Origin of the sequence: Mariniflexile litorale (assembly GCF_031128465.2) — a bacterium.
Taxonomy (GTDB): Bacteria; Bacteroidota; Bacteroidia; order Flavobacteriales; family Flavobacteriaceae; genus Mariniflexile; species Mariniflexile litorale.
On record NZ_CP155618.1, the window covers coordinates 1,109,082 to 1,134,978 of the forward strand.

The 25,897-nt window shown below is 34.2% G+C and carries 21 protein-coding genes and 2 riboswitches; of the genes, 2 read left to right on the top strand and 19 right to left on the bottom strand.

The annotated features are described in order from the left end of the window. Positions 1–2: 2 nt before the first annotated feature. From QLS71_RS04510 to QLS71_RS04585, 16 genes are all read right to left on the bottom strand, one after another. A complete protein-coding gene (locus tag QLS71_RS04510) occupies positions 3–1,016 on the bottom strand; it encodes a homocysteine S-methyltransferase family protein (protein ID WP_308990725.1) in 1,014 nt (337 codons plus the stop codon). A 51-nt stretch (positions 1,017–1,067) separates the two neighbouring features. Next, positions 1,068–1,182, bottom strand: a riboswitch (SAM riboswitch). Positions 1,183–1,263: 81 nt separating this feature from the next. After that, the gene (cysM, locus tag QLS71_RS04515) at positions 1,264–2,154 is read right to left on the bottom strand and encodes a cysteine synthase CysM (protein WP_308990726.1); all 891 of its coding nucleotides are present in this window, start codon (positions 2,152–2,154) and stop codon (positions 1,264–1,266) included. Beyond that, on the bottom strand, positions 2,141–2,911 hold the full coding sequence (epsC, locus tag QLS71_RS04520; protein WP_308990727.1) for a serine O-acetyltransferase EpsC: 771 nt from the start codon (positions 2,909–2,911) through the stop codon (positions 2,141–2,143). Before epsC ends, cysM begins: the two co-directional genes overlap by 14 nt. Before the next feature lie 87 nt (positions 2,912–2,998). Then, positions 2,999–4,051 carry an NAD(P)/FAD-dependent oxidoreductase gene (locus tag QLS71_RS04525; RefSeq protein WP_308990728.1) on the bottom strand — a complete coding sequence of 351 codons (1,053 nt, stop codon included), beginning with the start codon at positions 4,049–4,051 and terminating at the stop codon, positions 2,999–3,001. A 1-nt stretch (position 4,052) separates the two neighbouring features. Then, positions 4,053–4,703 carry a bifunctional precorrin-2 dehydrogenase/sirohydrochlorin ferrochelatase gene (locus QLS71_RS04530; protein WP_308990729.1) on the bottom strand — a complete coding sequence of 217 codons (651 nt, stop codon included), beginning with the start codon at positions 4,701–4,703 and terminating at the stop codon, positions 4,053–4,055. Continuing rightward, entirely contained in the window at positions 4,700–5,509 is an 810-nt protein-coding gene (gene cobA, locus QLS71_RS04535) for a uroporphyrinogen-III C-methyltransferase (protein WP_308990730.1), read from the bottom strand. Before cobA ends, QLS71_RS04530 begins: the two co-directional genes overlap by 4 nt. A gap of 50 nt (positions 5,510–5,559) precedes the next feature. Then, positions 5,560–7,662, bottom strand: a complete 2,103-nt coding sequence (locus tag QLS71_RS04540) for a HEPN domain-containing protein (RefSeq protein ID WP_308990731.1) — start codon at positions 7,660–7,662, stop codon at positions 5,560–5,562. Positions 7,663–7,767: 105 nt separating this feature from the next. Further along, entirely contained in the window at positions 7,768–9,015 is a 1,248-nt protein-coding gene (locus QLS71_RS04545) for a GTP-binding protein (protein ID WP_308990732.1), read from the bottom strand. Positions 9,016–9,120: 105 nt separating this feature from the next. Then, on the bottom strand, positions 9,121–10,026 hold the full coding sequence (gene cysD / locus QLS71_RS04550; protein WP_308990733.1) for a sulfate adenylyltransferase subunit CysD: 906 nt from the start codon (positions 10,024–10,026) through the stop codon (positions 9,121–9,123). A gap of 74 nt (positions 10,027–10,100) precedes the next feature. Then, on the bottom strand, positions 10,101–10,721 hold the full coding sequence (locus QLS71_RS04555) for a phosphoadenosine phosphosulfate reductase family protein (protein WP_308990804.1): 621 nt from the start codon (positions 10,719–10,721) through the stop codon (positions 10,101–10,103). A gap of 2 nt (positions 10,722–10,723) precedes the next feature. After that, positions 10,724–10,987 carry a DUF2061 domain-containing protein gene (locus tag QLS71_RS04560; RefSeq protein WP_308990734.1) on the bottom strand — a complete coding sequence of 88 codons (264 nt, stop codon included), beginning with the start codon at positions 10,985–10,987 and terminating at the stop codon, positions 10,724–10,726. A 95-nt stretch (positions 10,988–11,082) separates the two neighbouring features. Continuing rightward, positions 11,083–11,496: an Rrf2 family transcriptional regulator gene (locus QLS71_RS04565; protein ID WP_308990735.1), complete on the bottom strand. Its 414-nt coding sequence runs from the start codon at positions 11,494–11,496 to the stop codon at positions 11,083–11,085. Positions 11,497–11,509: 13 nt separating this feature from the next. After that, on the bottom strand, positions 11,510–12,676 hold the full coding sequence (locus tag QLS71_RS04570) for an aminotransferase class I/II-fold pyridoxal phosphate-dependent enzyme (RefSeq protein WP_308990736.1): 1,167 nt from the start codon (positions 12,674–12,676) through the stop codon (positions 11,510–11,512). 129 nt (positions 12,677–12,805) lie between these two features. Next, complete coding sequence (gene thrA, locus QLS71_RS04575) at positions 12,806–16,207, bottom strand: bifunctional aspartate kinase/homoserine dehydrogenase I (RefSeq protein ID WP_308990737.1); 3,402 nt, start codon at positions 16,205–16,207, stop codon at positions 12,806–12,808. A 67-nt stretch (positions 16,208–16,274) separates the two neighbouring features. Next, on the bottom strand, positions 16,275–17,549 hold the full coding sequence (locus QLS71_RS04580) for an O-acetylhomoserine aminocarboxypropyltransferase/cysteine synthase (protein WP_308990738.1): 1,275 nt from the start codon (positions 17,547–17,549) through the stop codon (positions 16,275–16,277). A 118-nt stretch (positions 17,550–17,667) separates the two neighbouring features. Then, a riboswitch (SAM riboswitch) is annotated at positions 17,668–17,788 on the bottom strand. Between the two features lie 116 nt (positions 17,789–17,904). Beyond that, on the bottom strand, positions 17,905–19,455 hold the full coding sequence (locus tag QLS71_RS04585; protein WP_308990739.1) for a hypothetical protein: 1,551 nt from the start codon (positions 19,453–19,455) through the stop codon (positions 17,905–17,907). Positions 19,456–19,603: 148 nt separating this feature from the next. Between QLS71_RS04585 and QLS71_RS04590 the strand changes: the two genes are divergently transcribed. Both QLS71_RS04590 and leuB read left to right on the top strand, forming a co-directional pair. Further along, entirely contained in the window at positions 19,604–20,779 is a 1,176-nt protein-coding gene (locus QLS71_RS04590; RefSeq protein ID WP_308990740.1) for a 2-isopropylmalate synthase, read from the top strand. 9 nt (positions 20,780–20,788) lie between these two features. Next, positions 20,789–21,907: a 3-isopropylmalate dehydrogenase gene (leuB, locus tag QLS71_RS04595; RefSeq protein WP_308990741.1), complete on the top strand. Its 1,119-nt coding sequence runs from the start codon at positions 20,789–20,791 to the stop codon at positions 21,905–21,907. A 77-nt stretch (positions 21,908–21,984) separates the two neighbouring features. Here leuB and QLS71_RS04600 read toward each other — a convergent pair whose 3' ends face one another. From QLS71_RS04600 to QLS71_RS04610, 3 genes are all read right to left on the bottom strand, one after another. Beyond that, complete coding sequence (locus QLS71_RS04600) at positions 21,985–22,944, bottom strand: bile acid:sodium symporter family protein (protein WP_308990742.1); 960 nt, start codon at positions 22,942–22,944, stop codon at positions 21,985–21,987. A 113-nt stretch (positions 22,945–23,057) separates the two neighbouring features. Continuing rightward, the gene (locus QLS71_RS04605) at positions 23,058–23,414 is read right to left on the bottom strand and encodes an SET domain-containing protein-lysine N-methyltransferase (protein ID WP_308990743.1); all 357 of its coding nucleotides are present in this window, start codon (positions 23,412–23,414) and stop codon (positions 23,058–23,060) included. 41 nt (positions 23,415–23,455) lie between these two features. Beyond that, complete coding sequence (locus tag QLS71_RS04610; RefSeq protein ID WP_308990744.1) at positions 23,456–25,858, bottom strand: glycoside hydrolase family 95 protein; 2,403 nt, start codon at positions 25,856–25,858, stop codon at positions 23,456–23,458. Between the last annotated feature and the right edge of the window lie 39 nt (positions 25,859–25,897).

Genomic DNA, 25,897 nt, shown 5'->3' on the forward strand with positions numbered 1-25,897 from the left:
AATTATTGAGATACTGAAACATATTCAGCATGACGACGAGGTTTATATTTAGCAGCTATATCTGCAATCGTTTTAATGTGCTCTGGGGTTGTACCACAACAACCACCTATAATATTAATTAAATCCTTTTTTAAATACTCTTCAATTTGTTCGCCCATTTCCTCAGCAGTTTCGTCGTACTCTCCAAAGGCATTTGGTAAACCCGCATTAGGGTGCGCTGAAATAGCAAAATCTGTTTTATTAGCAATGGCTTCTAAATGGGGTTGTAATAAGTTAGCACCTAGAGCACAGTTGAATCCAATGGATAATAATGGAATATGCGATACAGAGATTAAAAAAGCTTCAGCGGTTTGACCTGATAATGTTCTACCTGATGCATCGGTAATAGTACCACTTAACATAATAGGCACATCGATATTCCGTTCTTCTTTTACTTCTTCAATAGCAAATAAGGCTGCTTTTGCGTTTAGCGTATCGAAAACGGTTTCTACCAATAATAAGTCAGCACCACCATCTAACAACGCTTCCACTTGTTGTTTATATGCAATTCGCAATTCATCAAAAGTCACGGCTCTATAACCAGGATCATTGACATCAGGCGACATGCTAGCGGTACGATTCGTTGGCCCAATAGAACCTGCTACAAATCGGGGTTTATTTGGTTCACGTTTTGTGAATTCCTCTGCAACTTCTTTTGCTATTTTGGCAGACTCGTAATTTAGTTCGTAAACTAAATCTTCCATTTGATAATCGGCCATAGCAATAGTTGTACCCGAGAATGTATTGGTTTCAACAATATCTGCTCCTGCTTCAAAATATTTTCCGTGAATGGTTTTAATAGCTTCGGGCTGTGTAAGTGATAACAAATCGTTATTACCCTGCAATGGTGTTGGATAGTCTTTAAAGCGTTCGCCTCTAAAATCCTCTTCATTAAATTTATACTGTTGAAGCATGGTTCCCATAGCACCATCTAGTACTAAAATACGGTCTTGTAAAACTTTATGTATGTTTGACATGTTGATATTTTTATATCTGTATGTCATCAAGAAAAGTAAAAGAAACACTTTTCGTTATCTTTCCAATATTCTTTGAGAATACTAGTAGAACGTAGCACCTTCTTTACAAGATAAAGGGTTGCCAAGGTTTCAACGGGTCTATTCCCTCTACCTTTCTTGATAACACAATTAATACGTTTATGAACTCGTGGGCAAAAATACCACACATTTTTTTAAATTCACAGTAAATTGAGTAAAATTGCCCGATTTACTCAAATAATGATGAAGACAAATAGCGATCACCTCTATCGCAAATAATAGCTACAATAACACCTTCTTCAATAGTTTCTGCAATTTTTAAAGCACAATATACGGAACCCCCACTGCTCATACCTGCAAATACACCTTCTTCTTTAGCCAAACGTTGTGTTGTGGTTTTAGCATCGTGTTCACTAACATCTACAACGACATCTACTTTGGAACGATCAAAAAATTTAGGCACATACTCGGGCGACCATTTTCTTATGCCAGGTATTTTAGCACCATCTTCTGGTTGCGCGCCTATTATACTGATGTTTTTATTTTTTTCTTTTAAATATGTTGAAACGCCCATAATGGTTCCTGTGGTTCCCATCGCAGACACAAAATGTGTTACCTCACCATCGGTATCATTCCAAATTTCAGGCCCAGTCGTTTTATAATGCGCTTTCCAATTATCGGCATTTTCAAACTGATTTAAAAGAGTATAACCTTTTTCATCCCTTAATTGAAATGCTAAATCTCGGGAACCTTCAATTCCAACATTCGCAGGCGTTAAAATAACCTCAGCACCATAGGCACGCATGGTTTTAACACGTTCTTCAGTAGAATTTTCAGGCATGATTAGTACCATATGTACTCCCAATAAATTTGCTATAAATGCTAAAGCAATTCCTGTGTTACCACTAGTTGCTTCTACCAAATAGTCTCCTTTTTTGATATCACCTCGCTTTAAAGCTTCATTAATCATATTAAAAGCTGCACGATCTTTCACGCTTCCTCCTGGGTTATCCCCTTCGAGCTTTAAATATAATTTCACACCTTTTTTAGAAATAAGATGACTTGCTTCCACAAGCGGCGTGTTGCCTATTTGATCTAAAATACCTTTAACGGATGCCATTCTTTTTGGGTCTAATTTTTATTTCGGTTTGATAGGTTACTAATGAGTTTTCTGGAACCGATTCTGTAATCCACACATTCGCTCCAATAGTACTGTTTGCACCTATTACAATATCGCCACCTAAAATGGTTGCATTAGCATAAATAGTTACATTATCTTCGATAGTTGGATGACGTTTGGTAGACTCTAAACTTTTCTTCACTTGAATACCACCTAACGTAACGCCTTGAAAAATCTTTACGTTATTTTTTATAATAGATGTTTCACCTATCACAATTCCTGTTCCGTGATCGACGAAAAAAGAATCACCAATAGTTGCTCCTGGATGAATATCAATGCCAGTAATACCATGGACATATTCACTCATCATTCTAGGAATGATAGGAACATTAAGAACATATAACTCATGACTCAAACGATATATCGAGATTGCATAAAACCCAGGACATGCTAGATAAACTTCCTCTAGACTTTTAGTAGCAGGATCAAAATTCACAACCGCAATGGCATCTAAATCTAATTTTTCGCGTATGGATTGAAACTTGCCTTGAAAGGCGTCCCAAACAGCTTCACCATTATCAATTTTAAAGTTATCTGCTATTTTTAAAAATGTTTTTCTAAGACATTTTAATTCATCATCATGTGCATCAAATAAATAATAGAATAAGTCTTTCGTAAAAGATTTTACAACATCTTTTAAACGAATATTATACTTTTTATGAGTCAATTTGTTATTTAATTCATTGCAAGGCTCCATATCAAAAATTTTGATTATCTAAATAGTTGTCGTTATATAATCTTGAAATTTACAACATTTAGCAACTTAGATAAAATATTCATCTATTTATTGAATAGATTGAACCACTGCTTTCGGTGCTTCTTTTCGAGACCCATCAAAACCATCAATACCACTCACCGTTGTATATTTCAATACATATTTTTTACCTGGGTTGATAATTCTATAAGCTGCTTGACACATTAAGGTGGCTTCGTGGAATCCACAAAGGATTAACTTTAATTTTTCTGGATAGGTATTTACATCTCCAATAGCAAAAACACCTGGTATGTTCGTTTGATAATTTAATGAATTATCAACTTTAATGGCATTTTTTTCTATTTCTAAACCCCAATTTCCAATAGGTCCTAATTTTGGAGACAAACCAAATAAAGGAATGAAATGATCCGTTTCTAAACGAAAATCTTCACCATCTTTATTTACTGTTAGCGCTTCAATTTTACCATCACCATGTAGTTCTGTAACCTCGGCAGGGGTTATTAAATTTATTTTTCCTAAGTTTTTCAGTTCACTTACTTTTTCAACAGAATCTAAAGCGCCTCTAAATTCATTTCTTCTGTGAATTAAAGTTACTTCTGAAGCCACATCGGCTAAAAAGATACTCCAATCTAAAGCAGAATCTCCTCCTCCAGAAATCACTACGCGTTTATTTCTATATACTTCTGGATCTTTGATAAAATACTCTAACCCATTATCTTCATAAATATCTAGGTTATCTAACCCTGGTTTTCTTGGTTCAAAAGAACCTAAACCTCCCGCTATAGCAACCACAGGAGCATGGTGTTTTGTTCCTTTATTGGTTGTTACAATAAACGTTCCGTCTTCTAATTTATCAATAGTTTCGGCACGCTCACCCATGGTAAACCCTGGTTCGAATTGCTTCCCTTGTTCTAACAAGTTTTTAGTTAAATCGCCTGCTAATACTTCTGGAAATCCTGGTATATCGTAAATAGGTTTTTTAGGATAAATTTCTGAACATTGCCCTCCTGGTTGTGGTAACGCATCAATTAAATGACATTTAAGTTTTAACAATCCTGCTTCAAAAACTGTAAATAATCCTGTTGGCCCAGCCCCTATTATAAGTATATCTGTTTTAATCATTTTAAGACTCTTTTTTCTCAATTAATCCTTTGGTAAATTCGTTAAGTGTTTCCACCTTTTGTTCAAAATCACCTTTTATTGTTTTTCTATATTCGTTTAAATTCTTTACCAAATCGTCTACATTTTCTGGGATGACATCCTCAAAAAACTGACGTAAACGTTTGGCTGTTGTTGGCGACTTTCCATTGGTCGAAATAGCCACCTTCACATTACCTTTAGTTACGATTCCTCCCATATAAAAATCACAATATGGTGGATTGTCGGCAACATTTACCAAAATACTACGCTTTCTACAATGTTTGTATACTTCTACGTTTACTCTAGGCACATCGGTAGTTGCAATAACAATATGCTTTCCTTTTAAATATCGCTTACTATAACGTCTTTTTATCAACTTAACATCGCCTGTTTTTGCTAAGGCAATAGTAGCTTCTCTAAACATAGGCGACACCATGGTCACTTTAGCATCTGGACTTGACTTTAAAAGAAAGGTTAATTTTTCTTCAGCCACATGGCCTCCTCCTATAATAAGTACGTTTAGGCTTTTTAGTTTTAAAAAAATAGGATATAAATTATTCCTTCCATCCCCTTCCGTCCCCAAAGGGGAAACTTGCTCACTCAAACCGATTATATTTGAAGCTGCTTTTTTCATGAATTTCTAGCTACTTCACTATAAATAGATGTTAATTGAACCCGTTCTTTTACAACATCGCCAATAACAATAATGGCAGGGTTGGCTAATTGCTTTTCTTCAACCACTTTTGTTATTGTGCTAATAGTACCGAAACCAAATTTTTCATTTTCGGTAGTACCTTCTTGAATAATCGCAATTGGCGTATCTTGTTTGTTTTCAGCTGAAAAAATTCGAACGATTTCATCCAATTTCCCCATCCCCATCAAAATAACAACCGTAGCAGTAGATTTTGCTGCAATAGCAACATCATCAGATAATTGATGTGCTTTCGTAGTTCCTGTTATCACCCAAAAACTCTCTGAAGATCCACGCTTTGTTAACGGAATGCCTTGGTAAGCAGGAACAGCAATAGATGATGAAATACCTGGTACTACAAAGGTTTCTAAACCAAACTGCTGTACATAATCAATCTCCTCGGCACCTCTTCCAAAAATAAAAGGGTCACCACCTTTTAAACGAACTACATGACCTTTTTCTTTCGCTTTAGTTACTATGAGTTCGTTAATTTGTTCCTGTTGAAACGCATAACACCCTTTGCGTTTCCCAACAAAAATAAGCTCTGCATTAGCTGAAGCATATTTAAGAAGTTCTTCGTTTATAAGCGCATCGTACAAGATCACATCTGCAGCTTCAATGGCCTTAATTCCTTTTACGGTAATTAATTCCACATCGCCAGGACCCGCGCCTACTACCGTTAACTTCCCCCTAACCCCCGAAGGAGGAATTGTAACTATGTTATTAGATGTGTTTTTTAATTTCTTCATTATTGTTTTTAAAGCTACTATTCACTAATTCCCCCTTTGGGGCTAAGGGATTAAACCACTTTGTTTTCAAGCTTAGTATCTACAGATCTAAAAGCTCTTACTTTTTCTAAAAACTGGTTTGCACTTGTTATATAATTTGACGCAAAGGCTTCTGTAGGTGCATTTTTATTTATTTGATAAATTAAATCTGAAAAAGAAGTTCCTAAATTTAGTTTTCCACTTTCAACAAATAATTCATCAAACTGACTTACAATACCTGCATGTGTATTGGTGCTTTTGTTTTCAGCAAGCAACATCGCTTTTGCTGAGTTCACCATAGAGGTATATGCATGATAAATAGCACTTGAATACACTTTCTCGTTGAATGATTTTTGAGCATTTTCAATTTTCTCTTCACTCTCTAAAAATAATGTGGCAATTAAATCGATAACCACGCCAGCACATTCGCCAATACCAATTGCTTTTTCATATTTTTCTTCCTCTCCCCAATCAATAAAATCTTCTTGAGTTAAGTTTGAAACATCTTGAAGATCGTTTAATAAATCATAAAAATATCTGTCGCCAGTTACTTTATAATACTCTACAAACTTCTTACCATCAGCATTTGCTTCATAATCATTTAAAATTCTGCGTAAAGCTTCTGGTCCTCTTCTACTTGGTACTTTTACTACTTTATCAGAAAACAAACCATTTCCATTCCCTAAATTCCCACCACCTAATAATACTTGTAACGCTGGTGCTACTAATTTATCTGGTGTACGAACAGACATCCCTTGAAAACCAATATTTGCCATATTGTGTTGTCCACAAGCATTCATACAACCACTAATTTTTATAACTACATCGTCATTTTTCAAATACTGTGGGTATTCTGCTTTTATAACACGTTCTAACTCATCTGCAATACCTGTACTACTTGCTATACCTAAATTACAGGTATCGGTTCCAGGACATGCTGTAATATCTACTGCTTTGTTATAACCTGCTTCAACGAAGCCTAATTTTTCTAATTCTGTATAGAAAAAAGATACTAAATCTTCTTTTACAAAAGGAATTACTATATTTTGACGCAACGACAAACGAATTTCGCCTGCTGCATATTTTTCTACTAAATCGGCTAACAAACGTGCTTTATCTGTGTAAAAATCACCTAAAAGCACTTTAATACCAATAGCCACAAAACCTTCCTGTTTTTGAGGAATCAAGTTGGTTGATTTCCACAAATCAAAAGCAGATTGATCTTTAATTTCTACTTGAGGAGCTTCAACAGATACTGGTTTTGAAGCTTCATAAGCATCAGCATCAATAACAACTGTTTTAAACTCAATTGCTTTTTGTTCTGCTTCAACCAATTCTTTAAAGGCATCTAAACCGATGTCTTTAATTAAGAATTTCATTCTTGCTTTTGCACGACTTTTACGTTCGCCATAACGATCGAAAACACGCACGACACCTTCCATTAATGGAATGATTTTATCTGAAGGTAAAAAGCTATATAACTCATCTGCATGACGTGGTTGCGACCCTAAGCCACCACCAATCATCACTTTAAAACCACGAACTCCATTTTCGATTTTGGTTATAAAACCTAAATCGTGCATATATGAAAGTCCTGTATCTTCATCAGAAGATGAAAAAGACACTTTGAACTTACGCCCCATTTCTTGACAGATAGGATTTCTTAAGAAGAAACGAAATAACGCATCGGCATATGGTGACACATCGAAAGGTTCATCTACATCAATTCCTGCTAGTTCTGAAGCCGTTACATTACGAACCGTGTTTCCACAAGCTTCTCTTAAGGTAATTCCGTCTTTATCCAATTCAGACCACAATTCTGGTGTTCTATTTAAATCAACATAATGAATTTGGATATCTTGACGGGTTGTAATATGTAAACGACCACGAGAATATTCATCAGACACGTCTGAGATTCTACGTAACTGATTACTTTTTACTTTTCCGTAAGGCAATTTAATACGAATCATTTGTACGCCTTCCTGACGCTGACCGTAAATACCACGTGCTAAACGAAGACTTCTAAATTTTTCTTCATCGATCTTGCCTGTATTGAATAACTCAATTTTTTTAGATAATTCTAAAATTTCGTTTTCAACAACTGGATTTTCTATTTCTGTTCTAAAACTTTGCATTTTCCCCACCCGACCTCCCCAAAGGGAAGGAGCACTTTACTGGGTCATTTTTTAGTTAAACTTTTATTTTATAATTTCTCCTAATTCCCATTAAGGGTTAGGGGATTATTGAATAAAACCTGCTCCAACCGTGTTGTTATTCTGAGTATCAATTAGAATGAACGATCCGTTTGTTCTGTGATTTTTAAATTGATCAAAGAAAAGTGGCTTATTGAATTTAAAGGTTACCGAAGCAATATCGTTCACACCCAAACCTTTTACATTTTTATCGATACCTGAATAATCTGGGTTTATTTTATGGTTGATAGTTTCAACTTTTGCTAATACTTTGTTTACACCATGTTGCAACACATATTTTGAACCAACCTCTAAAGGCGTTGAATCCATCCAGCAAATATTAGCTGTAAATTGTTTATCGATGGTAGGCAAATCATTTTCTAAAACAATCATATCCCCTCTGCTTACATTAATATCATTTTCTAAAGTGATAGTAACAGACGAACGTCTTGAAGCGGTTTGATATTTTTCATCATAGAAATAAATATCTTTAATTTTCGATCTTGTTTTTGATGGCAATACTAAAATGTTGTCGCCAACACTTAACTCGCCGCCATATACTTTACCAGCATACCCTCTAAAATCGTGAAAATCTTCCGTTTTTGGACGAATCACATATTGCACAGGGAAACGTGGTGTACCCACATTATAAATATCTTTTTTATCTAATTGCTCTAAATGTTCTAATAAGGCTTCACCTTTATACCAAGACATTTTATCAGATTTATTTACAACATTATCTCCTTTTAAAGCACTTACAGGAATGAACGTGATTTTCTGATCTTGGTAATCTCTCTTACTCATTAATTCAGAGAAATCTGCTTTGATTTTATTATAAACCTCTTCAGAATAATCAACCAAATCCATTTTATTGATAGCTACAACAACATCTTTAACTCTTAATAAATTATTGATAAAGAAGTGACGGTTGGTTTGCTCAATAACGCCTTTTCTAGCATCAATTAAAATGATAGATGCTTGCGATGTTGAAGCCCCTGTAACCATGTTACGTGTATATTCCACGTGACCAGGTGTATCGGCAATAATGTAACTTTTTTTCGCTGTTGAAAAATATATGTGCGCCACATCAATAGTAATACCTTGTTCTCTTTCTGCCACTAATCCATCGGTTGCCAATGAAAAATCTAAGTAATCATATCCTTTTTGCTTACTTGTTTTTTCTATAGCTTCTAACTTATCGGTCGTTAATGATTTTGTATCGTAAAGTATACGCCCAATTAAGGTACTTTTCCCATCATCTACACTTCCTGCTGTTGCAATTTTTAATACTTCCATTTTATTTTTTGCTTTATGCTTTAGGCTTTACGCTTTAAGCATTTTAAACTTATCTTAATTTTTATTTGGCTTACGGCTTAAAACCTAAAGCTTATTGCCTATAGCTTAGAAATACCCTTGCTGCTTACGTTTTTCCATCGCTGCTTCTGAACGTTTATCGTCAATACGAGCACCACGCTCTGAAATAGTAGAATCTCTAATTTCTTCAACTACTTTAGAAATTGTAGCTGCTTCTGATAATACAGCAGCCGTACAACTCATATCGCCAACGGTTCTAAAACGCACCATTTCCTCAATCACTTCTTCGCTAGCATCTCTATAAACAACTTCATCTTCTGCAGACCAAATCATGCCATCTCTTAAGAATACTTTGCGTTTATGAGCAAAATAGATAGAAGGTATTTCGATATTTTCTTGTTGTATATAAGACCACACGTCTAACTCTGTCCAGTTTGAAATAGGAAAACAACGTACATTTTGACCTAAATTAATTTGACCATTTAACATATCAAATAACTCTGGACGTTGGTTTTTTTCATCCCATTGTCCAAAATCGTCACGTACAGAAAAAATACGCTCTTTAGCTCTTGCTTTTTCTTCATCACGACGCGCACCGCCTATACAAGCATCAAACTTAAATTCTTCGATAGCATCTAAAAGTGTGGTTGTTTGAAGTTGGTTTCTACTTGCGTATCTACCAGTTTCTTCTTTTACTTTACCTTCGTCAATAGAATCTTGTACATTTCTAACAATTAACTCTAAACCTAATTCTTTAACCAGTCGATCTCTAAATTCAATAGTTTCAGGAAAATTGTGACCTGTATCAATATGCATTAAAGGAAACGGAATTTTAGCAGGATAGAATGCTTTTACCGCCAATCTCACCAATGTGATAGAATCTTTTCCTCCAGAAAACAACAATACAGGTTTTTCAAACTGTGCCGCTACTTCTCTAATAATGTATATCGCTTCATTTTCTAATGAATTAATATCGTAAGTGTCTTTATTCATAATCTTATTTTTTCTCGTCACGACTGTTTTCTGATGTGTGACTTTCTACTTTTTAACTTTTACTTTAAACTTAATTAAGCATGTAATCCACACTCTCTATTTTCTAAAGCTTTTGTTGGATCAAAATATTTAAATTCGTTTGGTAATTTATTTTCTTCTAGATATGTATCCAAATCGGCATCCGACCAATAGTAAAACGGACTCACTTTTAAAACACCATCTTTACTTACACTAAAAATACCGATGCTATCTCTAAAAGCGGTTTGCCCTTGACGTAGGTTTGTAAACCATACTTTTGGCTTGTGTTCTTCCATAGCACGTTTAAAAGGCTCTAACTTCACTTGTTCTGTAAATAAAGCGTGCTCTGGAGCATCTACACTTGGAATTCCCATAACTACATCTCTGTGAGAAGACGTTTGTTTTGGCACATACAAAAACACATTTAAGTTTAAATCTTTAATTACTTTTTCGGCGTGTCTATATGTTTGCGGTGTGTTGTAACCTGTATCGCACCAAACCACGGGAATGGCACTTTCTACAGAAGCCACAGCATGCAAAATAGCCGCTTCATAAGGTCTAAAGTTTGTTGTTACTACCGCTTTTTTATTAAGTTCAAAAGCCTTCTGGATAATTTCTGATGGCTTGGCGTCTTTTAAAAGCGTATTTAATTCGTTTATTTTCTCTTGCGTTATCATCTCTATTTTCCCCATTTAATGTTATTCCAAATACGTTCGTGAAAGAAGTACAATACCATTTTTGTAACTACCTCAACACCACCAATCAAAAGCGCTGTATCCAACTTTCCTGTAACAATCCAAGAAATTATCATGGTATCTATAGTTCCTACAATTCTCCAACTAATAGACTTTACAATACTTCTTAGCGGCTTCTCTTTAGCGCTATCCGTCTTAAAGGACGTTTTCTCGTTTTGATTTGAATTTGTTAACACTTGATCAATCATTTTACTTGCTATTATATTAATCCTATCGATTTAGTAGGGAATGCAAATTTAAAACTTTTTGCTACAAATCAAACTATAATTTAATTTTTTTTCATTCATCTATCGGACAGGTCCTTTAAAGTCGTATTCTTAAAGACTTCAAGTGTACTATCTCGTACTTGAATCATAAGCTTATTAACACTGCAAAGATTTTCGTCAGGACAATCATCACACTTTTCATAAAAATTCAGACTTACACAAGGCACCATCGCAATAGGACCTTCTAGAACACGCATTACCTCGGTCATTAAAACTTCCGAAGGATCCTTTCTTAAATAATAGCCACCATGCTTTCCTTTTTTAGAACCTAAAATGCCTGTTTTTCTTAAGCTAAGTAAAATACTTTCTAAAAATTTCTGAGGTATTTGTTCGCTTCTAGCAATTTCTCCTACTTGTACTGGCATATCACTTCCGCTTCTGGCTATGAAAGTAAGGGCTTTTAATCCGTATTTTGTTTTTTTAGATAGCATGATGCGAAGGTAATTAATTTAAAGCTTGCTTCAAGTCGGAAATAATATCATCAATATGCTCTAAACCAACTGAAACTCTCACCAAACCATCTGTGATCCCTGCCGCAGCTTTTACTTCAGCTTCTACTTTAGCGTGTGTAGTGCTCGCTGGGTGCGTTACTATGGTTCTTGTATCTCCTAAATTGGCAGATAATGAACACATTTTAATGGCATCTAGAAAAGATCTTCCGCCTTCTAAACCACCTTTTACCTCAAAAGCTATTATATTACCACCTAATAACATTTGCTTTTTCGCTATGTTGTATTTAGGATGCGACTTTAAAAATGGATATTTTACCCATTGCACTTTAGGATGCGCTTCTAAAAATGTTGCTAATTTTAGCGCATTTTCACAATGTTTATCAGTTCTAACAGCTAAAGTTTCTAATGATTTTGACAACACCCATGCATTAAAAGGACTCATGGAAGGCCCTGTAAGTCTTGCAAATAAATAGATTTCTCTAATCAATTCTTTTTTTCCAACCGTAACACCTCCAAGAACTCTCCCTTGTCCGTCCATTAACTTGGTGGCAGAATGAATCACCAAATCAGCACCATATTTTATAGGTTGTTGTAAATAAGGTGTTGCAAAACAATTATCGATCACCAACAAGATCTTGTGTTTTTTACAAATAGCATTTAGGTATTCTAAATCCAACACGTCAACACCTGGGTTGGTTGGTGTTTCTGCATATAAAAACTTGGTATTTGGTTTAATTAAACTTTCAATGGTTTCAACTTCATTTACATTAAAATAAGAACACTCTATATTCCATTTAGGAAAGTATTTTGTAAACAAACCATGAGTAGCCCCAAATACAGAACTACACGACACTACGTGATCTCCCGCATCTAATAATGTTGCAAAGGTTGAAAAAACAGCAGCCATACCACTAGCAAAAGCAAAACCAGCTTCTGCCCCCTCCATTAAGCACACTTTATCTACAAATTCGTTAACATTAGGATTACTGTAACGGCTGTACAGATCGCGTTGCTTTTCTTCTGCAAAAGATGCTCGCATTTCTTCAGCATCATCAAAAACAAATCCTGATGTTAAATATAATGGCACCGAATGCTCAGAAAACTGAGTTGTTTCAGATTGTGTTCTTACGGCTAAAGTTTCAAATTTTTTATTACTCATATTTTTATATTTTGCCTAGACCCTGCATAGGTATTTCCTCCAATTCTATTTTAAAGCTTTAAAAGCTTCTAAGTTTCAAAGTCACAAAGCTTTATCTCTTAACGACTTTGAAACTTTGCGACTTATAACTTAATTTATATGTTTAGACAACCTTAAAATATCTCCAAAAACGCCTCTTGCAGTCACTTCCGATCCTGCTCCTGCACCTTGAATCACGATGGGTTGCTCGCCATAACTTTCAGTGAATATTTCAAAAATAGCATCACTTCCTTTTATTTGCCCTAATGTACTATCACCTGGAATGGATACTAATTTCACTTCTAAAACGCCTTTGTCTTTTGATAAATCACCCGATAAATCGCCAATATATCTTAATACGTGCCCAGATTTTTGAGCTTCTTTTATTTTCTGAAATTCATCATCTAAAACATTCAACTGACTTAAAAACTCAGGTACAGAAATATTTCTGTAGGCTTCAGGAATTAAGTTTTGAACGGAAACATCATCAAATTCATTGTGTAAATCTAACTCTCTTGCTAAAATTAATAATTTTCTAGCCACATCATTTCCTGAAAAATCTTCTCGCGGGTCGGGTTCGGTAAAACCTTTGTCAATAGTTTCTTGAACAATGGTGCTAAACGGTTTATTTTGAACTGAGAAATTATTGAATAAATAACTCAACGTTCCTGAAAACACACCACGAATTCTGGTAATATTTTCACCAGATTCGTGTAACAATTTAATAGTATCAATTAAGGGTAAACCTGCGCCAACCGTAGTTTCGTATAAATATTGTTTATTATGTTCTTTTAATTGTGTTCGTAAATCGGTGTAAAATTGATGCGAAATGGTATTTGCAATTTTGTTTGATGACACTAAATCAAAACCAGCTTCAACTAAAGGCATATAGTTGTCGTGAAATTTAGGACTTGCCGTATTATCTACTGCAATTAAATTTTCTAAATGATGTGTTTTTGCAAAAGCAATCACATCTTCCATAGAACTTTCTAAGTTAGATGTTTTAATAGCCTCTTTCCAATTAGCATCAACACCTTTTTTGTTTAAAAGGAGTTTTTTAGAATTGCCAATAGCAAACACATTTAAATTGATACCTTTTCGTTTTTCAATATCGCCTTTCGATTTCAATATTTGATTAATTAAGGCACCTCCAACACCACCGTGACCAAAAATGGCAATGTTTATTTTCTTTGAAATTCCAAAAATTTCACCATGAATCACATTCATAGCTTTATGAAGTTGGTTCTTTTTAACAACCAAACTCACATTTTTACCAGTAACCGTATTGTTAAATAATAATGGTGTAATCTGGTTTTTTATAAGGGCGTTGAATGGTTTATGGAACGAACTTAATTCTATACCAATAATCGAGATAACTGAGACATCATCAACCACCGCAATTTTATTAACATCTTGCGAATAGAAATCGCTTTCAAACTCACGTTCTAAAGCAATAACGGCTTGTGTTGCTTGGTCGGCATTAATTATTAACCCAATACCTCGTTCCGAAGAACCTTGAGAAATGATGCTAACACTGATGTTTTGAGTTGCTAAAGCTCCAAAAATTCGAGCGTCTACACCACTTTTTCCTAACAAACCTCGGCCTTCTAAATTTAATAAAGCCACATTATCTAAAACTGATAAAGAGGTTACTTCTTTAGAATTTGGCTTTGCGGTAATTAAAGTCCCTTCATCTTCTGGATTGAACGTATTTAAAATACGCAGGTTGATATTTTTCTCTACCAACGGAATGATGGTTTTTGCATGCAGAACAGTGGTTCCAAAATTAGCTAACTCATTCGCTTCACTAAACGATAATTCACGTATTTTTTTAGCATCTTCAACCATATCGGGATTTGCCGTATAAATACCGTTTACGTGTGTGTAATTTTGTAATTCTTCGGCATCTAAATAATTTGCCAAAAGTGCCGCGGTATAATTACTACCATTTCGACCTAAGGTAGTGGTTTCGTTTTTCGCGTTAGATCCAATAAAACCAGTTACAATATTTACAACATCATTACCTACTTCTTTGTAATATTTTTTTACGTTATCTTTTGAAAGTTGCAGAATAGGCTGTGCATTTCCGAAGGTATCATTGGTTTTTATTAAGGTTCTAGCATCAACTGCCGATGCTTTTATGTTTTTCTTATTTAATAAACTTGCGATTAATTTTACCGAAAGCAATTCGCCTTGTGCTAAAATCTCATCCTTCGTTTTTTTACTGTAATCACCTAATAAACTAACACCTTCAAACAATTTATCTAAAACTGAAAATTCTACTGAAAAATCAACCTCTTTTAATGGCTCAGTTTGATAGTTTTTAAATACTTGCAACACTTCTTTATAAGGATGTCCCTTTACGGCTTTATTTAGAATATCTTCCAAATCATCCGTCGCCGAACTTCTTGCCGAAACTACCACTGTCATTTTCTCTCCTTCCTTTACCTTATTTTCAATAATAGAAATAACGGTATTCAATCCATCGCCATTTGCTAATGATCTGCCTCCAAACTTTAATACTTTCATGCGTCTTTTTTTCGAATTTGGCATAAAAATGCCTTCTACTATTTTTTCTAATTGCTCATATTCCATTAAAAAAGCATCGTGCCCATGAACAGAATGTATTTCGTTATAAGTGACATTGGGGTTCGATACTGCTAATTGCTTATGAGTTTGCCTGTTTTCTTCAGCGGTGAAAAACAAATCGGAATCAACGCCTACAATATGAATATTGCCATGTATGTTTTCCAACACATTAAAATCGGTTGGTCTGTTTTTAGTAACATCAATGGATTTTAATAGCTGATTCATTAATTTGTAAGCAGACAGTTGGAAACGTTCTTGCAATTTATTACCATGATGCAACAACCAGCTTTCTACATTAAAAATTTCTAATTCTTCATTTTTGGACCGCTGAAAACGCTCGTTGAAAGATTCTGGAGTGCGGTAACATAACATAGCGTGCATTCTAGCATCGTGCACAGGATTTCTAGAATTCAACAGAAACTGTTCTTGTATTTGGCAATTGGCTATTAACCAATCGGTTGATTTCCAATCGGTTGCCACTGGAATTAAATTTTCGGTAATATCAGGACTTAATACAGCCATTTCCCAAGCAATACCACCCCCTAACGAACCTCCAATAAGCGCAAATAACTTATCAATTTTTAGTTCTTTTAAACCAATTAAAAAAATATTTGCAATATCGCGTGCAACAAAATCTTTATAGTTATCAATTACAAAACCATCGAAACCGTTCCCAGGGATATTAAAAGCCAAGACAGAATAAATAGCGGTATCTATAACCTTATCCGCACCCACTAAATCTTGCCACCATCCATCTTTACCTGCTACATGACTATTTCCTGTTAACGCATGATTTACCAAAACTATAGGCGCCGTACCTAAAGGCTTGCCAAATACTTGGTAACTTAACTTTATTTCAGGGTTAAGTACTTTACTTTCTGTAATAAAGTTTTGAATAATGATATGTTGTAAATTCGATTCCAAATGTTACTATTGTTTTTCAAAACCTCACAGTCCGAAGATTCGGGTGTGTGAGGTCTAAAATGTATTATTAAATTTTGCTAAATGCTTCTTTTAAATCAGCTTTTAAATCATCAATATCTTCCAATCCAACAGATAAGCGAATCAAGTCCTTTGGAACTCCTGCTGCTTCTTGTTCTGTATCTGTCAATTGTTGATGCGTGGTACTTGCTGGGTGAATGATAAGCGATTTGGTATCACCAATATTTGCCAACAATGAAAAGAGTTTTGAATTATCTGCAATTGCTTTTGCTGCATCAAAACCACCTTTGGCTCCAAACGTAATAAGACCACTTTGACCTTTTGGTAAATATTTATCTGCCAAGGTTTTATATTTACTCGATTCTAAACCTGGATAATTTACCCAAGCAACTTCCTCTTGTTGCTCTAACCATTTTGCAAGTTCTAATGCATTTTGGCTATGCTGTTTTATTCTTACTGGCAACGTTTCTAAACCTTGAATGATTTGGAATGCGTTAAACGGACTTAATGCCCCACCAAAATCTCTTAAACCCTCTAATATTAACTTAAAGGTATAGGCGGCAGCTCCTAAAGCTTCATGATATACCAACCCATGATATCCTGCAGAAGGTTCTGTAAACTCAGGGAATTTCCCATTAGCCCAATTAAACGTTCCTGCATCTACAATAGCACCACCTAAAGAAGTTCCTTGCCCACCAATATATTTAGTTAACGAATGAATGACGATATTCGCCCCATGTTCTATAGGGTTTAATAATACCGATGTAGCTACCGTATTATCTACAATAAAAGGTACACCTGCCGCTTTAGCATGAACCGAAATTGCTTTTAAATCCAATACATCTAATTTTGGGTTCCCTAAAGATTCCACAAAAAAAGCACGTGTATTATCTTTTACTGCCGCAGCGAAATTATCAGGATTATCACCATCTACAAACGTTGTAGTAATACCTAAACGAGGCAATGTTACTTTTAATAAATTATAAGTTCCACCATATAAACTGCTAGATGCTACAATATGGTCGCCCGCTTTTAATAAGGTTAATAAACCTGTTGAAATAGCGGCAGTCCCTGAAGCAAAAACGACTGCACCTACACCACCATCAACAGCAGCCAACCGATCTTGTAATATTTGATTGGTTGGATTATTAAGTCTGGTATATATAAATCCTAATTCCTTTAATGAAAAAAGATTTGCTGCATGATCTGAATTGTTAAACACATAAGACGACGTTTGATAAATAGGCACTGCTCGAGTTCCTCCTGTTGCTGTTGTGTCATGCCCTGCATGTAATGCGTTAGTTGCTAATTTTAATGTACTCATTTTTCTAGTTTTTTTGAGTTAATAAATAATTAAAACAAAAGCCAAATGCATCAAAAATTGATGTACTTAATAGAAAAATGTTAAAAAGAAAATAAAATTACCCTCAAGTAATTCTGCTTGGTTATCTATCTAAAACGCTAAATTTAACTAGCTATTTAAGTAGAATTTAGCACCTTCTTTACAGGTAAAGGGTTGCTAAGGCTTCAATGGGTCTATCCCTCCGCCTTTCTTGATAACATTTCAATAAGTTTTTGAACTTTGTGAATGCAAATATTCAGTTAGAAAAAGTTAAAAACCTAATTTTTTTAAATAAATTTTAGAAAACATCTCACATTCAATCTTAACTACTTACAATTTACTTATTAAAACGCATGTCATAAAACTTATTTTGAATAACTAATGCTATGGGTCTGTTTTGAATTTTAGATTCTAGCCACGATATAATATCCAAATACAAAAAAGCACGACTTTGGTAAGGATCGTGTTCAAATTCCTTAAGTTTTTTATGAAGTTTAATAAACTCATTTCTAACTTCATTTGGATAAATATCACCCAAACCTCTTAAAAATTTGATAAATTCTTTTTGTACATCGTACAGGTCTTCCATTTTAATTAAAAACTTATACGTACCCCGAATTAACACATCTAAATTATAGTCCATTCCCGCCTCGTAATGTGCCACCAAATTCAATATTCTTGCAAAACACAATAAATCTTCTCGCATTTGGAGTGTTTTGTTGCTTATTATTTTTTCTAAATACTGAATGCATTTTTTATTTTCTCCAGCACCAAAATACATACTGGCTATTTTGTAATAAAACACCATAACGTGATGTTCGTCTATGCGATCATTATAATTTTTTAATCGAGCTAAAACTTCATCAACTAAAGGTAAGCCTTCCTTAAAGCTACCTTCAGTAAAATGCAAATTGAATTTGTTATTATAAATATATAGAAACGTTAAACCATCAATATTATCATCAAAAGGAAACCATTTCTCTTTAGTTATTGTTTCCAATCGTATTAACGACTCTTTAAATTTTTCGTAATGTCTTAAATAAAATAAAGCTTCAAGTAAATAATGATTTCCTCTTAAAAAAAAGACAGGATTTAATATAATTTGATCCTTATTCTCATAAAAAAGTTCTACCCATTTTGTGGCATATTTATAGCAGGATAAAAAATCAACCGTTAAAAAACTGTACCACAAATAAGCTTTGTAAAGCCAAAGTTTTTCACGAAATCCTAAAGTATTGATATCGTACTTTGGAAGTCTAGCATTAAAATATTTAATAACACGCTTACTCTCTTTATCATTTTTTACGTAACCCGTTTTTAAAAACAAACCGTACAATTGAAGTGATAAATTAGATAGTTTACTTGCTAATACATTTTGTTGACTAAGTTCTTTTGCTTGTATAGATAACTCATCGGCTCTATTACTTAAACTACGTGTTATATATTGAGATTCAATAACTTTTTCTAGTTCGACAATTTCATACGCCACGTTTTTTTCTTCGTTTGCAATGGCTAAGTTTTTTGCTTTATCTAAAATTTTTAAACTCTGCTTATACAAGCCTTTATGATATAAAATGGTAGCAAAATCTAATTGTTCCCGAATTTGAATTCTTATATTTTGATGTGATGGGTTTAGTCGTAAACTAATTAAAATCTGTTTATATAGATGCGCTTTTAAATTAGATAACTGCTCTTTTTTTACAATACCTTTTTTAAGAATCGCCGCTTCATCATAAACCGAAAGTTTTTCTAAAATATTAAAAAGTGTCAAAAATTTTGAATCTTCATTGACCCCCAAACGTCCTACATAAAGTTTAAATTGTCGCTTTTCGGACTTAGAAAGTGACTTTACTAATACAAACAAATTATCTTTTTGCTCTTTTGTCATAGTTATAAAAACCTTGTTATATAATTGATTTTCAGATATTTAATTAAGTTATAATCAGGTTAAACATCGTAAAAAAAGTGAGTTGAGTTATCATTTAATGAAACCAAAATATACATTCGTAATACAATAAGAAAATTTATTTTATTAAATGTCTAATACTAACGTCCAAATTTTTGACACAACGCTTCGCGATGGCGAGCAAGTCCCAGGCTGCAAATTAAATACCGAACAAAAATTAATCATTGCTGAACAGCTCGATTTATTAGGTGTCGATATTATTGAAGCGGGTTTCCCTGTATCAAGTCCTGGCGATTTTAAATCGGTTGAAGCCATTTCTAAAATTGTTAAGAATGCAACAGTTTGTGGTTTAACCCGCTCTGTTGAAAACGATATAAAAGTGGCTGCTGAAGCTTTAAAATATGCTAAAACGCCTCGAATTCACACAGGAATTGGAACTTCTGATTCTCATATAAAATTTAAATTCAACTCTACTCGAGAGGATATTCTTGAACGTGCTTTTAAAGCCGTAAGGTACGCAAAATCTTTTGTAGAAGATGTAGAATTTTATGCCGAAGATGCAGGAAGAACAGATAATGAATATTTAGCGCGTGTTTGCGAAACTGCTATAAAAGCAGGTGCTACCGTTTTAAACATTCCCGACACTACAGGTTACTGTTTGCCAAGTGAATATGGTGCTAAAATTAAATATCTAAAAGAAAATGTAAAAGGTATTGAAAAAGCTATTTTATCATGCCATTGCCATAATGATTTAGGATTAGCAACCGCAAACTCTGTAGAAGCTGTTATTAATGGTGCGCGCCAAATTGAATGTACTATTAATGGTATTGGTGAACGTGCGGGAAATACAGCTTTAGAAGAAGTTGTGATGATTTTAAAACAACATCCTTATTTAAATTTAGATACAAATATTAAAACCGAAATGCTTTACGGTCTTAGCCAATTAGTATCAGATAGTATGGGTATTTATACGCAACCAAATAAGGCTATTGTAGGAGCAAATGCCTTTGCACATAGTTCTGGAATTCACCAAGATGGGGTGATTAAAAATCGTGAAACTTACGAAATCATGGATCCTAAAGATGTTGGTGTAACCGAATCTGCTATTGTATTAACAGCTAGAAGTGGTCGCGCAGCATTAGCATATAGAGCAAAAAATATTGGGTACGAATTAACAAAACTTCAGTTAGATGAAATCTATGTAAATTTCTTAGATTTTGCTGACAATAAGAAAGAGGTTAATGATGATGATATCCATACTATCGTAGAAAAGAGCAGATTGTACAAAGAAATTATTTCAGTTTAAAACACTATAATGAAATTAAATATAGCCGTTTTACCAGGCGATGGTATTGGTCCTGAAGTTATAGCTCAAGCTGAAAAAGTCTTGAAAGCTATTGCCATGGAGTTTAACCATGTATTTACATTTCAGCATGCTTTGGTTGGCGCAAGTGCTATTGAAAAAACCGGCAATCCATTACCTGAAGAAACCATCGACATTTGTGAAAAAGCGGATGCTATATTATTTGGTGCCATTGGAAATGCTGCTTTCGATTTAGACCCTTACGCTAAAATAAGACCTGAACAGGGACTTTTAAGGTTACGAAAATCTTTAGGATTATATACCAATATAAGACCTGTAATTGCTTACGAAGATTTACTAAACAAATCGTCTTTAAAGAAAAAACAAATAAGTAACACTAACATTCTCATTTACCGGGAACTTACTGGTGGTATTTATTTTGGTGAAAAAAAATTAAGTGACGATGGTAATACCGCATCTGATATTTGCGAATATACCCGTTTCGAAATTGAGCGTATTGCCCATTTAGCTTTTAAAGCAGCACAATCCAGAAAACGCAAATTAACATTGGTTGACAAAGCCAATGCTTTAGAAAGTTCTCGATTATGGCGTAGAGTGGTACAAGAAATGGCACCACAATACCCAAATGTACAATTAAATTTCATGTACATCGATAATGCCGCCATGGAACTTATTTTAAACCCAAAACAGTTTGATGTTATTTTAACGGAAAACATGTTTGGAGATATCCTATCGGAAGAAGCCAGTGTTATTGTAGGATCTATTGGATTATTAGCTTCCGCATCCTTAGGTGAAAAACACGCTATGTTCGAGCCTATTCACGGTGCGTACTCAAAAGCAGCTAATAAAGGAGTTGCAAATCCTATAGCATCTATTTTGGCAGCAGCTATGTTGTTAGACCATTTTGGATTAGACGATGAAGCGGCTTTAATTAGAGAAGGTGTAGATAAATCGTTAAAACTACATATTACTACACCCGATTTAAACACGAAGTACGACAACATTACCACCACAAAAGTTGGCGATTTTATCGAAGATTTTATAAACAATCCAGATGAAACCAATTTAAACTTTACCAACATACATTTAGGGCAGTCCACAATCATTTGATTATTTGAGTTAGTCACCAAAATTAAAATTTTTGGAAAAGTCCTTAAAAGCGCATTGTTTACAATGCGCTTTTTTAATTAACGCTTAGCGAGTCTTGCCGCTATAAAACTAATTATCAATATTTGTGTTGCGTGAAATAACATCAAGGGTAATAAAACAATCCCAATAGCCGCCGTATTTCCAAACAAAATCTTAGAAAAAACGGTGCCGTGTACCAACGATTTTTTAGTACCACAAAACTGGGCTGTAATTTGGTCTTCCTTGTTAAAACTCAATTTTTCAGCAATAAACTTGGTGATAAAAAAAGCTAAGAAAAACAAAATCAATACTGCAACAAACATGAAAAACAAATCGAAGACAGATACCTCACTAAAAATATTTTCATAAAATGATTGCGCAAAACTTTTATAGATGATAAGTAAAATAACAGACTTATCGAATAAAGTAAGCTTACTACTGTACTTGTTTGCAAATGCATTTAAAAACCGTTGCAACAATAAACCAATAACAACAGGCAAAATAATTTGTACTATAAGCTTTGTGTAAATTTCGGTGAAGTCGAAATTAGTTTGAGAACTTTCAATAAACAAGCCCATCCAAAGTGGGGTAATCGCAATACCAATAATACCTGAAATACTGGCATTAAAAATAGCTGCAGGCACGTTACCTTTCCCTATAGACACCATAACCACAGAAGAGGATACTGTTGATGGCAAGGTTGCAAGAAAAAAGAAAGCCAACCAAATCACTTCCTGTTCCTGTGTTTGCAACAATGGATAAAATGCTAAAACAATAAGCGGGAAAATAATAAACGTTGAAGCCTGTACTAGCAGGTGAAGCTTCCAATTCCTGAGGCCAGATTTTAATTTATCAGGACTTAACTTCAGACCGTAAAAAAAGAAAATTAAAGAAATCCCTACCGTACTTATAGTATCGATGGGAACATGGCTCTGTGCTGTTCCCCATTCAGGAAAAACATACGCAACACCTATTACCGCTATAATGGACAAGACAAACTTATCGATTTTAATTTTCATACCCGTTTAACATTTATAATAGGTTAAGACACCTTGAAAGCAAGACCAAAAGTAATTTATTTTTTGAAAAGCAGCTAACAAGCAATAACTAAAGCGAGGTGTCTTGAAGAATATTATTTGCTAACAAAAGCTTCAAAAGCATCGTTATAATAAATAGTAATTTCTGTACCCTTTACAATATCTGTTTTAGCTACAAATGTTTGAATGAGATTCACAAAATCACGCTCGTCAACTTGGGCTGTTGGTTCTGAGCTATGGTTAAAAAAACTCCCCACATCACTCATGCAAATAGCATCATATTCTTCTATCCAAGGAAATTGAAGTGTTGCTAAAACTTCAGGCAAATTTTCATTTACATGAATAAGTGCCATGTCACATTTGGCTAATAATTCACCTTTAGTAATGTTTCGTGATGCAAAAACACCTTTTCCGTGTAATGGCGATTGTTTTACTTCAACTAAATTATTCATTGTTGTGTTTGTTTTTATGTATTATTGAATAAATTGTCAAACTATTTCCAATTTATTTCTACACTTTGATCTCGTTTTAATTCTATATTTTTCTTCACTCCATTACAAACTAAAACTGTTTTTCCATCAGCTTTTGCTGTTACTTTTGTGCTTTGTATTTTTTTATTTTTCCACACCATTGAAATCTCAAAACCACCTCGTGCACAAACACTATCTATAGATCCTGTTTCCCATGCATTAGGTAATGCAGGCAATAAATAAATAGTGTCTTCTGTAGATTGTATAATCATTTCAATAACCGCTGAAGCACCACCAAAATTACCATCAATTTGAAATGGTGGGTGTGCATCTAAAAGATTCGGATAAGTTCCTCCCCCAGCATGAAAAGTTGTTTTCAATCCGCTAGGCTCAACATATCGCAATAATTCACGATACATTTTATAAGCTCTATTGCCATCCCAAAGTCTAGCCCATAGATTTATTCGCCAACCTTTAGACCAACCTGTAGTTTCATCTCCTTTAATTTCCAATGATTCTTTAGAAGCATTTGCTAATTCGGGGGTTGTTTTTGGGTGAATTTGATGCCCAGGATACAACCCGAAAAGATGCGATTGGTGTCTATGTTTCGGATCTGCATCCTCCCAATCATAATACCATTCTTGTAAATTTCCTTTTTTTCCAATTTGGTATGGATGCAACTTTTTATGGGTTTGGACGACTCTTTCAGTGAAATCATCATCAATACTTAAAACTTCAGACGTTTTTATAAACTGCTCGAACAATTCTCTTATTAAAGCTATATCTGAGGTACAACCATATGATGTGGCTCCTTTATATCCTTCTGGAGTTAAAAACAGATTCTCAGGTGACGTGCCAGGTGATGTCATCCAGTTTCCCTTTTCATCTTGAATCATCCACTCCAAACAAAATTGAACAGCTCCTTTCATCAAAGGATAGGCTTTATTCTTAAGGAATTCTTTATCTTTTGAGAAGATGTAATGTTCCCATAAATGTGTTGATAGCCAAACACCACCCATATTCCAAATAACGGTATTAGGATCACTATTACCAAAATCATTAACCTGATTACTCATTGCCCAGATATCCGAATTATGGTGTGCTGCCCAACCTCCTATGCCATAAAAATTCTTAGCTGTAAACTTCCCTGTTTCTGCAAGTCCTTCAATAAAACTAAGCAGAGGTAAATGCATTTCAGACAAGTTTCCTATTTCTGCTAACCAATAATTTTCTTCAACATTTATATTCATGGTATAATTACTACTCCATGGTGGTCGTAAATATGGGTTCCAAATACCTTGTAAATTAGCTGGCACACCTTCTGTTCTTGAACTTGAAATAAGTAAATACCGCCCAAATTGAAAATATAAAATTTCTAAATTCTTATCTTCATGTCCTTCCGCATAACGCTTCAATCGCCCATTAGTGGGCAGATTGGGTGCTTTGGTTTCTCCTAAATCTAAACTAAGTCTATTAAAAAAAGATTGATAATCATTTATGTGATTTTGTTTTAAGTCATCAAACCTTTTTTCAGAAGCTTTATCTAACACTTTCTGAGCTAGAAATTGATTATCTTTCCCTTCTGTTACAGGGTTTTTATCAAATCCATTAAAACTTGTATCAATAGAAATCAATAAAACAACTTCGGTGCAACCGGACATTACAAGCGTTCCATTTTTGTAAGTTACAGTGCCATCGGTATTATTTACCTTAATTAAAGAAGTAAATCTGGTTCCCTTATTTTTATCAAATAATACTGCATTTGGCATATCACCCATGTAACTAGGTTCTGCATGATAAGGTGCATAGCCATTTACAACAAGTGTATTCAGTTTGCTAGTGACATCATATTTCAATAAACTTTCAAATTCTACTGTACCACTAATTGTTTTCTTTTTATCACTAGAAAGTCGAATAACCATTACTTGGTCTGGGTTCGATACAAAATATTCTCGTTTAAAGGTTGTCTCGTTAACTTTGTAGCTTACTTTTGAAATAGCATTACTTATATCTAGTTCTCGATAATATTCTTTTACTTCTCCTTGATTCTGAAAATTGATTTTAAGAGTCCCTAAAGGTGCAAACGATTCAGAAAAAACGCCTCGTGTTAATTTGTTAAGAGAATCTGCAAGTTTGTAGTTATGATCTTTAAGAGCTGCTCTTACTAATGGAATGCTTTTATAAGATTCTGGACGCATGTTCGGGTCTTCAGGTTCTCCTGACCACAATGTGGCATCATTCAAATAAATTTTATCAGAATGTACACTTCCAAATACAGACGCACCTAGTTTTCCATTTCCTAACACTAAGCTCTCTTCAAAAGCAGTCGCAGGGGCATTATACCACAGGAGATTTTTTGATTGTCCATAAGAAAACAGACAATTACTAAAACAGGTGAAAATGATTATTTGTATAACTGTTCTCATAATTAAAATAGGTTTGAAATTATGAGAACAAGTTAATTC